This window comes from Aquicoccus sp. (genome assembly GCF_041686535.1).
Classification (GTDB): Bacteria; Pseudomonadota; Alphaproteobacteria; order Rhodobacterales; family Rhodobacteraceae; genus Aquicoccus.
Window position 1 is genome coordinate 1 of record NZ_JAWLDS010000110.1, and the last position, 8,971, is coordinate 8,971.

Genomic DNA, 8,971 nt, shown 5'->3' on the forward strand with positions numbered 1-8,971 from the left:
CGGGCTGGTGACCGGCGCGCCGGCCGACCTGGTGCTGCTGGATGCGACGGATCCGATCGACGCCATCCGGACGCGGGCCACCCGGACCCACGTCATCCGGCGCGGCAAGCTCATCTGCGAAACCGCGCCACCCGCGCCCCGGCTGTTGCTGGACGGGCGGCCGGACAGACCGGCGCGGCACTAGGCAGCCCTTGCGCGCCGCGATCAGCGCATCTCGCCCGAGGCGCCTCGCAACTCGGCAACGAACGCTTTCCGCAAGGCTGCGCCTTCGCGGCGCGGATCGAAGGCCGCGAAAAAACGGGAATTGAATGACCAGTCGTTCGGTTTGATCGCGCGCATCCGACCCTCATCTTGCCACGCTGCGCCGCGATGCGCGGGCAGGAACCCCAGATAGGCGCCCGAAAGCACAAGGATCTCCTGTGCCTCCATGCTGCCCACCGTCGCCCGTGCGGTGACCCGGCCAAGACGGTAGGTGTCGTCAAAATGCATGTAGTTGCGCACCGAGAAGGCCGCCTTCAGGAAATCCCCCTGCGCGAGCTCCGCGTCGGGGCGCGTGAACCACGGATGCGTCTCTCCGCAGTAGAGATGATGCAGTTCCGTCGCGAGCTCGGCATAGTCCAGCCCCGGAAGCGGTTGCAGCGATGCCCCGATCACAACATCCCGCGTGGCGGCCAGCAGGCTGTTCTGCAGCCCGGCGGGCGTATCGGTGTCCACTTCCAGCAACGCCTCGGGATGGGCGGCGGCAAAGCGCGCGACGCAGCCGGGCAGGTCGAGCGCCGCGAACGTGGTCAGCGAATCGATCAACCCGATCCGCAGCCGTGCGACCTGCCGGCCATGCACGCGGTCCATCGTCGCCTCGAACCGTTCGATATCGGTCAGCAGCGCTTGCGCAGCGGCGTATGTGTCCTCACCGGCGGCAGTCAGGCGAAACCCGCCGCGCCCGCGCTGGCACAGCTTCGAGCCCAGCTTGGCCTCGAGGCTGGCCAGATGCGTGCTGAGGGTACTTTGCGCCATGTTGATCGCAATCTGCGCGCCATGAAAGCCTTTGCACTCGACGATCGTGCAGAAGATCCGGATCAGTCTCAGATCGACATCTGACAGGCGGCGCATTGGGCTTCACTTCGGGTTTTCTCGATGCAATATGGGCAAACTCCGTCATTTATGCCCGGATGACAAGGCGGCTAGAGTGAAGCCATCCAGTCTCACATCAAAGGAGTTTGAAAGATGCCCGCCCGCTCCATGCTCTCTGCCACGGCGTTTGCCGCCCTCACCGGGCTACCCGCCACGGCACAAGACACCACGATCCGCATCCTCGCGCCGACATGGGTGGGGTTCGCGCCCGCGCTCGTGGCGCAGGATCTCGGGTGTTACGAGGAGGAGGGCGTGTCGCTCGACTTTCGGTTCGAGGACGACCGCGCCAATGTCATGGCCGCAATGGAGCGTGGTGATATCGACGCCGACATGCGCACCGTGGGCGAGCATCAGGGCCGCCCTCGCGCGCCCGAAACGCCCGGCACGATCATCGGCACCATCGACGTGTCGGTCGGTGGCGATGGCGTGCTGGTCGACGGCACCATCGACAGCGTCGCAGACCTCGAAGGCAAAACCGTCGCGATAGAGCCCAATATCCCGGCCCGCCTGCTGTTGCAGATGGAGCTGGCCAAGGTCGGCCTGTCGATCAACGACCTCGAATTGCGCGAGATCGCGACCGCCGACACGATCGCGGTGTTCAACGATCCCGCGATCTCTGCCGTCGGCACCTACGAGCCGTTCCTGTCGCAGGCCGCCGGCATCCTCACCGAGCGCGACCCGCGCATCCTTGTGTCGTCGCTGGACGAGCCCGACATCATCGTCGACATCATCACGGCCCGCGATGCGGCCCTGGCCGAGACCCCGGGCAAGTTCGAAAGCCTATTGCGCTGCGTCTACCGCGCCGTGGCTTTCCAGCGCGAGAACCCGGAGCAGTTCTCCGAGTATGCGGCGCCGTATTTCGGCCTGACGGCCGCCGACGTGACCGAGATCGTCGAGACCTCACTGGACTACACCACCTATGAGGACGCCGTCGCGTTTCTCGGGACGGGCGGCGAGACCGGCAAGCTGCACGGCGTGTTCGACGAGGTGATGCAACTCAACATTGACTACGGCGCAGCCGAGACCGTGCTCGACCCGGTTGAGGAGATCGACAATGCGCTGCTGACCGGCCTCTTCGACGGTCACGACCGCTGACCCGCACGATGCCCAGTCAGAAGGTCCTCATCGGTACGGCAAGCACGCTGTCATTGCTGCTGATATGGGAGGTGATCTCGCGCAGCGGGGCGGTGCAGCCCAAGTTCCTGCCTGCCCCCTCGACCGTGCTCTACACGCTCGGCGCGATGATCTACGACCGCGACCTGCTCTATCACGCGGGCATCTCGACCTTGCGCGTCTGGTCAGCCTTCGTGGTGGCCGCAGCGATGGCTGTGCCCATCGGCATCCTTATGGGGTCGTTCAGACCCGTCGGCGCCGCACTGGATCCGATCGTGGATTTCATCCGCTACCTGCCGGTCCCAGCGCTGGTGCCGCTGTCGATCATCTGGTTCGGCGTGGGCGAGGGCACCAAGATCTTCCTGCTGTGGCTGGGCACCTTCTTTCAACTGGTGCTTCTGGTGGCCGACGATGTACGCCGCGTGCCGGTCGAATACCACGAGGCGGCGATGACGGTGGGCGCGCCCGGCTGGCGTCGGCTGACGGACGTGTCGCTGCCCGCGATGCTGCCCACGCTGGTCGACAACATGCGCATCACTTTGGGCTGGTGCTGGACTTATCTGATCATCGCCGAGATCGTGGCCGCCAATAGCGGGCTTGGCTTCGTGATCTGGCAGGCACGGCGCTTTTTCCAGACGCCCGAGGTGATGGCCGGCGTCGTCACCATCGGGATCATCGGGCTGGCCACGGACCAGACCGTGCGCGCCCTTCACCGCCGCTGGTTCGGATACCTGACACGATGAGCTACCTGTCTTTCGACCGCGTGACCAAGGCCTACGGCGACACCGAGGTGGTTCAACCCTTCGATCTGGACGTGGCCGAGGGAGAACTGGTCGCTTTCCTCGGCCCGTCGGGCTGCGGCAAGACCACGCTGATGCGCATGGTCGGCGGGCTGGAGGCGCCGTCATCGGGCCACATAATGCTGCACGGCGAGGCGCTGACCCGGCCCGACCGCCGGCGCGGCATGGTCTTTCAATCCTATTCCGCCTTTCCGTGGCTGACCGTGTCGGGCAACGTGGCCTACGGCATGCGTTACCGGCGCGACCTGTCGGCCCGGCAGAAACGCGATCAGGTCACGCATTTCCTCGATCTCGTAGGGCTGACCGCCTTTGCAGATGCATGGCCCAACCAGATCTCCGGCGGCATGCGCCAGCGCGTGGCCATCGCCCGGACCCTCGCAGCAGGGTCGGACATACTGTTGATGGACGAACCCTTCGGCGCGCTCGACGCGCAGCGGCGCGAGTTTCTACAACTGGAGTTGCGGCGTATCCAGATCGACGAGGGCAAGACCGTGATCTTCGTCACCCATGACGTGGAAGAGGCGGCGTTCCTTGCCGACAGGGTGATCGTCTTCACCCGCCGGCCGGCACGCATCCTTGCGCAGGTGGACGTCACCGCTCGCATCGGCCCGGCGCGCACGCTGGACATGCGCGCCGGCGCGGATTTCTTCGCGCTGCGCAACGAGCTTCTGCAGCACATACGCTCCACCGCATCCCAAGAGGAGGACGCCGCATGACGACACCCAAGGGCCTGACCGGCAGCCGCATCCTTGTCACCGGGGCCAGCCGCGGCATCGGCCTTGGTGTTGCCGCGGCAATGGTCGAGGCCGGCGCACAGGTCTGGGCGCTGGCCGAGGACGAGGCGATCTTCGACGCCGCCGCGGATATCGGGGCGACGGGACTGCGGGCCGACGTGACCGACCCGCAGGCGGTCGCCGCGGCCCTCGCGCGGGCCGGCCCGCTTGACGTGCTGGTCAACAATGCCGGGCTGGAGCGTCTCACCCCTCTAGACGACACCTCACCCGAGGCGGTGGCGCTCTTTCGCCGGATCTTGGACATCAACGTGACCGGCATGGCCATCGTGACCGGCCAGGCTGTTGCCGAGATGAGGCCGGGCGCGCGGATCGTGAACACCGCCTCGATCTGGGGTCGCGTGGGCGAGCCCTTCTTTGCCGCCTATGTCGCCTCGAAACATGCGGTGATCGGCGTTACCAAGACATGGGCGGCCGAGCTTGGCCCAAGCGGCATCCGCGTCAACGCGGTCGCTCCCGGCTGGGTCCGCACCGACGCGGCCATCCGGTCAGCCCGCACGCTGGCCGCGCGGTCAGGCACCTCGGAGGGCGAGATCATCGATGCGGTCGCAGCAGCACAGCCGCTCGCGGGCGGCTTGATGGAACCTGCGGACATCGCCGGTGCGTTCGTCTTTCTGGCCTCGCCCGCTTCGGCCAACATCACCGGCCAGACACTGGGCATAGATCGCGGAGAGGTGCCATGGTGAAGGTTGCCGTCATCACCGGTGCGGCCCGCGGCATCGGTGCTGCCGCCTGCGACGCACTGCGCGCGGACGGGTTCGAGGTGCATGGTCTGGACCTCAAGGGTGCCGATCTCGTGGCGGATGTGACCGACGCCGCGTCGGTCGCCGCCGCGCTGGCACCCTTGCCATGCATCGACGTGCTGGTGAACAATGCCGGCATCCAGATCGAGGGGCGGCTCGCGGATATGCCGCTGGCCGACTTCGACCGCCAGATCGCCGTCAACCTGCGTGGGCCGTTCGTGGTGACGCAGACGGCCTTGCCCAGGCTCCCGCGCGGCGGGCGCATCGTCAACGTCGCCTCGGAGCTTGCCTATCTTGGGCGGGCCGGTTCGTCGGCCTATGCCGCGACAAAGGGCGCGATCCTGACGCTGACCCGGTCCTGGGCGCGCGAGCTTGCGCCCGACATCCTGGTCAACGCGGTCGCCCCCGGCCCAGTCGACACCGGCCTTCTGGGCTTCGGCGGGATGAGCGCCGACCAGCAGGCGCTGGAGACGGGCAACCCGCTGGGCCGCATCGGCCGGCCCGAGGAGATCGCCGCGCTGATCGCCTGGCTTGCCTCGGACCGCGCCAGTTTCGTCACCGGTCAATGCTACTCCGCCGATGGCGGCGCGGCCATGCACTGAAAAGGATCACCCATGCTGCTGCATCCCCTTCCTTGGCCCGATGGCAAGCGCCTCGCTGCGTCGATCACCTTCGATATCGACGCCGACAGCCTTATCCGCAACGCCCGACCCGAGGACGGGCACCTTCGGCTCGCGCCGGTCTCGATGGGCCGCTACGGCCCGACCGTGGCGGTGCCCCGCATCCTCGACACGTACCGACGGCTGGGGCTACGGCAGACCTTCTTCATGCCCGGCTGGGTGATGGAGGCCTATCCCGCCACCGTCGAGGCAATCCTCGAAGGCGGTCACGAGATCGGCCACCATTCGTGGCGCCACGAGGATCCGATGGGTCATTCCGACGCCCGCGAGGCAGAGCTGTTCCACCGCGCGCTTGAGGTGCATGTGCGCATGACCGGGCGCCGCCCCCGCGGCTACCGCGCGCCGGTCTATAACGCCACGCCCGGCATCATCGGCCGGCTGATCGACGAGGGATTCCTCTATGACAGCTCGCTGATGGCCGACGAGATGCCCTATCTTCTGAAGGCGCCGCGGGGAAAGCTGATCGAACTGCCACCCCATTGGGGCACCGACGACTGGCCGCCCTTTGCCCATTTCGAGGAAATCGGCTATCTGATGCCGGTGCGCGGGCCCTCCGACGGACTGCGCGCGTTCTTCGAGGAATACGAGGCGGCGCGCGCCGTCGGCGGCTTCTGGATGCCGGTGCTGCATCCGTTCCTGACCGGCCGCCTTGCGCGCTGGGCGGTGATGGAGCAGTGGCTGGAACAGGTGCTGGCCCAAGGCGACACCTGGTTCGCGCCCCTGGACGAGATCGCCGCCCACGCCAACGCCAACCGCGACACGCTACGCACCGACACGATAGGAGAACCCGCATGATCCCCGTCGATCCAGCCTACCTGCCCGTTTCCGCGCTGGAGGTGCCGCGCTTTGCCGGCATCGCCTCGCTCATGCGGCTTCCGATCCGCCATCTCGACAGCCCCGAGGGCGCCGAGCTCGGGTTCTTCGGCGTGCCCTTCGATGGCGCCACCACCAACCGCCCCGGCGCACGCCACGGGCCGCGCGCGCTGCGCGACGCGTCCACGATGATCCGCATGGTCAACCAGGCCACTCGTGCCGCCCCCTTCCACACCGCCCGCTGCGCCGACTTCGGCGACGCCACGGTGAACCTCACCGACATCGCCCAGACGCTGGGGCTGGTCGAGGCGCAATGTGCCAGGCTGAAGGCTGGCGGCGTCGTGCCCGTCATGCTGGGCGGTGATCACCTGATGACGCTGCCGGTCCTGCGGGCGCTGGCCAAGGACGGCCCGCTGGGATTCGTGCTGTTCGATGCGCATACCGACCTCTTCGACGGCTATTTCGGCGGGGTGAAATACACCCACGGCACACCGTTCCGCCGCGCCGTCGAAGAGGGCCTGCTGGACCCTGAGCGCATGGTCATGGTCGGCATCCGGGGCACCACCTACGATGGCGAGGACCGCGCCTTTGCCGCCGAAAGCGGCATCCGCATCATCCCCATCGAGGAGTTCCGCGCCCGTGGTCCCGAGGGCGTCATGGCCGAGGCGCGCGAGATCCTGGGCGACCGCCCCGCCTACCTGTCGTTCGATATCGACGGCATAGACCCCGCGCTGGCGCCCGGCACCGGCACGCCCGAGATCGGCGGCTTCTCCACCTTCGAGGCGCAGCAACTGGTGCGCGCGCTCGACGGGGCCAACATCGTCGGGTCGGATCTGGTGGAGGTGGCGCCCCCCTTCGACCCCTCGGGCACGACCGCGTGGATCGGCGCGTCGATCCTCTTCGAGATCCTGTGCGTGACCGCCACCGCCACCGCCCGCGCGCATGGCCGCGCCCCGGTGATCTGCGACGCCATCCCGGAGGCCACGTCATGAGCCACGGATACGAGACCGGCAGGCTGGACCTGCCCTTTGTCGGCATCGCGACCTTCGCCAAATCGCCCTACGTGGCCGACTGGTCGACCATCGACGCCGATGTGGCGGTGCTGGGCGCTCCGTTCGATTTCGGCACCCAGTTTCGCGCAGGTGCGCGGTTCGGACCCCGCTCTATCCGCGAGGCGTCCACGCTCTTTTCCTTCGGCCACGCGGGCGCTTACGATCACGAGGACGACGTAACCTACCTTGAAGGCGCGCGGATCGTCGACATGGGCGATGCCGACATCATCCATACCGACACAGAGTCCAGCCACGCCAATATCGAGACGGGCGTGCGCGCGGCGCTGGCGGCGGGCGCGCTGCCGGTGGTCATGGGCGGCGACCATTCAGTCAACATCCCGTGCATCCGCGCGTTCGCGGATCATGGCCCGGTTCATGTCGTCCAGATCGACGCGCACTTGGATTTCGTGGACGAGCGGCATGGCGTGCGGTACGGCCACGGCAACCCGATGCGCCGCGCCGCCGAACAGGCGCATGTGACCGGTATATCGCATTTCGGCATCCGCAACGTTTCTTCCACCGCCAAGGAAGGCTACGACGCGGCGCGCGAGATGGGTGGCGACATCCTGTCGGTCCGCCAGATCCGCAAGCTCGGGCTCGACGCCACGCTGGCGCGGATCCCATCAGGCGTGGATTACTACATCACCCTCGACATCGACGCGTTCGATCCGTCGATCGCGCCGGGCACCGGCACGCCGTCGCATGGCGGATTCCTGTACTACGAGGTGCTGGAACTGCTCGCAGGACTGGCCAAGCGAGGCCGCGTGGTGGGCATGGACCTTGTCGAGGTTGCCCCCGATTACGATCGCACCGGGACAACGTCGATCCTCGCCGCGCAGGTATTGCTCAACGTCATCGGCCGGACCCTGCACGCACGGGCCTGAGGAGGTCGGGACCGCGGTCATTCCCGATTGACTGGTGTCAAAGACCCCGTTGACGTTAGTATGATGCTGGCATCTATCACGAGACCGGTCAGCGCGCCCGACCCCGACGTAAGTTCGAGCGTAACTACGCGGCCGATCCGGAATTCAAGGATGTGGCTGCACGGCTTTGCGTGGGAGATTATCATCGCTGGACAGGCCGGGCCAGCGAATGATCTCATGAATATCGAACCAGCGCATGACCGTCTGAAGCAGATGGTCGTAGTCGCCAGCCGTGGCCTCGGTCGTGAAAGTGGCGATTTCGTCGTCGGCCAGGCCAGCTTCTCGTGCAGCCTGGCGGCAGCGGCCCAGAACCGTAAAGGCATTGCCGTCATGGCCGGTCAGCGTGACGGTGTTCTCGGGGGTTTCGGGGTCATAGCTTGTCTCCGTGAGCGGGTTTCCCGGACAACAGGCGTATTCTTTGCGACCAGTCCAGTTGCAAATCAACGGGTTGAGTGAGATTTCCGGCAAGCCCGCGCCACTACCTCCTCGCACAGGCCCGTGCCTGATCACGCATGACGGCGTAATCAGCGAGCCAGTCCGGGATCAGCGCCCCCTCGGGCAGCTCGGCGACTTCCTCGGCCACGTGCGCCTGCTCAGCCGGGCTGTACGCCACCACCGGCGGGCAGGCGCTGGGCCGGGCGTCAGAACTGACCCCCGCGCAACCGCTCGAGAAGAGCGTCACGATCACGAGGGCGGCGCGCGGCCGCGTCCAGCATCTGTCGTTGAATCGCATCATTACGCTCCAGCAGATCCAGCCGCTCGGCGGCGCGCCCGGCGCGCTCGCCCGCTTTGCGGAGGGTGAGTAAAAACAGGGCGACTGCGAGCGCGACGAAGGCAATGGCCACCGCCCGCCGCGCCCATGGCCGGGCCATGATCCCGGCCAGCAGGGTACCCCACATCACCGCCGCCCCTTGCGCCAGTCATC

General features: G+C 67.0%; 11 protein-coding genes and 1 pseudogene. 9 read left to right on the forward strand and 3 right to left on the reverse strand.

The window, feature by feature from the left end; translation table 11 throughout:
• Positions 1–184: pseudogene (locus ACESL9_RS15660) on the forward strand (cytosine deaminase); the annotation flags it as partial.
• A gap of 20 nt (positions 185–204) precedes the next feature.
• Here the strand turns inward: ACESL9_RS15660 and ACESL9_RS15665 are convergent.
• Positions 205–1,110: a LysR family transcriptional regulator gene (locus ACESL9_RS15665; protein ID WP_372675134.1), complete on the reverse strand. Its 906-nt coding sequence runs from the start codon at positions 1,108–1,110 to the stop codon at positions 205–207.
• Positions 1,111–1,224: 114 nt separating this feature from the next.
• Here ACESL9_RS15665 and ACESL9_RS15670 point away from each other — a divergent pair, with 114 nt between their 5' ends.
• The 8 genes from ACESL9_RS15670 to speB (ACESL9_RS15705) are packed head-to-tail and all read left to right on the forward strand — an operon-like array spanning position 1,225 to position 8,007.
• A complete protein-coding gene (locus ACESL9_RS15670; protein WP_372675135.1) occupies positions 1,225–2,226 on the forward strand; it encodes an ABC transporter substrate-binding protein in 1,002 nt (333 codons plus the stop codon).
• Positions 2,227–2,234: 8 nt separating this feature from the next.
• Complete coding sequence (locus ACESL9_RS15675; RefSeq protein ID WP_372675136.1) at positions 2,235–2,987, forward strand: ABC transporter permease; 753 nt, start codon at positions 2,235–2,237, stop codon at positions 2,985–2,987.
• Positions 2,984–3,760, forward strand: coding sequence for an ABC transporter ATP-binding protein (locus tag ACESL9_RS15680; protein WP_372675137.1), 777 nt, complete (start codon positions 2,984–2,986; stop codon positions 3,758–3,760). The genes ACESL9_RS15675 and ACESL9_RS15680 overlap by 4 nt, the downstream gene beginning before the upstream one ends.
• Positions 3,757–4,521, forward strand: coding sequence for an SDR family NAD(P)-dependent oxidoreductase (locus tag ACESL9_RS15685; protein WP_372675138.1), 765 nt, complete (start codon positions 3,757–3,759; stop codon positions 4,519–4,521). The genes ACESL9_RS15680 and ACESL9_RS15685 overlap by 4 nt, the downstream gene beginning before the upstream one ends.
• Positions 4,515–5,180 carry an SDR family NAD(P)-dependent oxidoreductase gene (locus ACESL9_RS15690; RefSeq protein WP_372675139.1) on the forward strand — a complete coding sequence of 222 codons (666 nt, stop codon included), beginning with the start codon at positions 4,515–4,517 and terminating at the stop codon, positions 5,178–5,180. The genes ACESL9_RS15685 and ACESL9_RS15690 overlap by 7 nt, the downstream gene beginning before the upstream one ends.
• Before the next feature lie 12 nt (positions 5,181–5,192).
• Positions 5,193–6,053, forward strand: a complete 861-nt coding sequence (locus ACESL9_RS15695; RefSeq protein WP_372675140.1) for a polysaccharide deacetylase family protein — start codon at positions 5,193–5,195, stop codon at positions 6,051–6,053.
• Positions 6,050–7,063, forward strand: coding sequence for an agmatinase (gene speB, locus ACESL9_RS15700; protein WP_372675141.1), 1,014 nt, complete (start codon positions 6,050–6,052; stop codon positions 7,061–7,063). The genes ACESL9_RS15695 and speB (ACESL9_RS15700) overlap by 4 nt, the downstream gene beginning before the upstream one ends.
• Positions 7,060–8,007: an agmatinase gene (gene speB, locus ACESL9_RS15705; RefSeq protein WP_372675142.1), complete on the forward strand. Its 948-nt coding sequence runs from the start codon at positions 7,060–7,062 to the stop codon at positions 8,005–8,007. Before speB (ACESL9_RS15700) ends, speB (ACESL9_RS15705) begins: the two co-directional genes overlap by 4 nt.
• Positions 8,008–8,151: 144 nt before the next feature.
• Here the strand turns inward: speB (ACESL9_RS15705) and ACESL9_RS15710 are convergent, their stop codons facing one another.
• Entirely contained in the window at positions 8,152–8,514 is a 363-nt protein-coding gene (locus ACESL9_RS15710) for a hypothetical protein (RefSeq protein ID WP_372675143.1), read from the reverse strand.
• A 173-nt stretch (positions 8,515–8,687) separates the two neighbouring features.
• On the reverse strand, positions 8,688–8,945 hold the full coding sequence (locus tag ACESL9_RS15715) for a hypothetical protein (protein WP_372675144.1): 258 nt from the start codon (positions 8,943–8,945) through the stop codon (positions 8,688–8,690).
• Between the last annotated feature and the right edge of the window lie 26 nt (positions 8,946–8,971).

What these genes read in the sequence shown, in the direction of transcription:
- speB (WP_372675142.1), top strand. Translation starts at nt 7,060, where the DNA reads ATGAGCCACGGATACGAGACCGGCAGGCTGGACCTGCCCTTTGTCGGC.
- ACESL9_RS15665 (WP_372675134.1), bottom strand. Translation starts at nt 1,110, where the DNA reads ATGCGCCGCCTGTCAGATGTCGATCTGAGACTGATCCGGATCTTCTGC.
- ACESL9_RS15680 (WP_372675137.1), top strand. Translation starts at nt 2,984, where the DNA reads ATGAGCTACCTGTCTTTCGACCGCGTGACCAAGGCCTACGGCGACACC.
- ACESL9_RS15675 (WP_372675136.1), top strand. Translation starts at nt 2,235, where the DNA reads ATGCCCAGTCAGAAGGTCCTCATCGGTACGGCAAGCACGCTGTCATTG.
- ACESL9_RS15670 (WP_372675135.1), top strand. Translation starts at nt 1,225, where the DNA reads ATGCCCGCCCGCTCCATGCTCTCTGCCACGGCGTTTGCCGCCCTCACC.
- ACESL9_RS15715 (WP_372675144.1), bottom strand. Translation starts at nt 8,945, where the DNA reads ATGTGGGGTACCCTGCTGGCCGGGATCATGGCCCGGCCATGGGCGCGG.
- ACESL9_RS15690 (WP_372675139.1), top strand. Translation starts at nt 4,515, where the DNA reads ATGGTGAAGGTTGCCGTCATCACCGGTGCGGCCCGCGGCATCGGTGCT.
- ACESL9_RS15695 (WP_372675140.1), top strand. Translation starts at nt 5,193, where the DNA reads ATGCTGCTGCATCCCCTTCCTTGGCCCGATGGCAAGCGCCTCGCTGCG.
- ACESL9_RS15685 (WP_372675138.1), top strand. Translation starts at nt 3,757, where the DNA reads ATGACGACACCCAAGGGCCTGACCGGCAGCCGCATCCTTGTCACCGGG.
- speB (WP_372675141.1), top strand. Translation starts at nt 6,050, where the DNA reads ATGATCCCCGTCGATCCAGCCTACCTGCCCGTTTCCGCGCTGGAGGTG.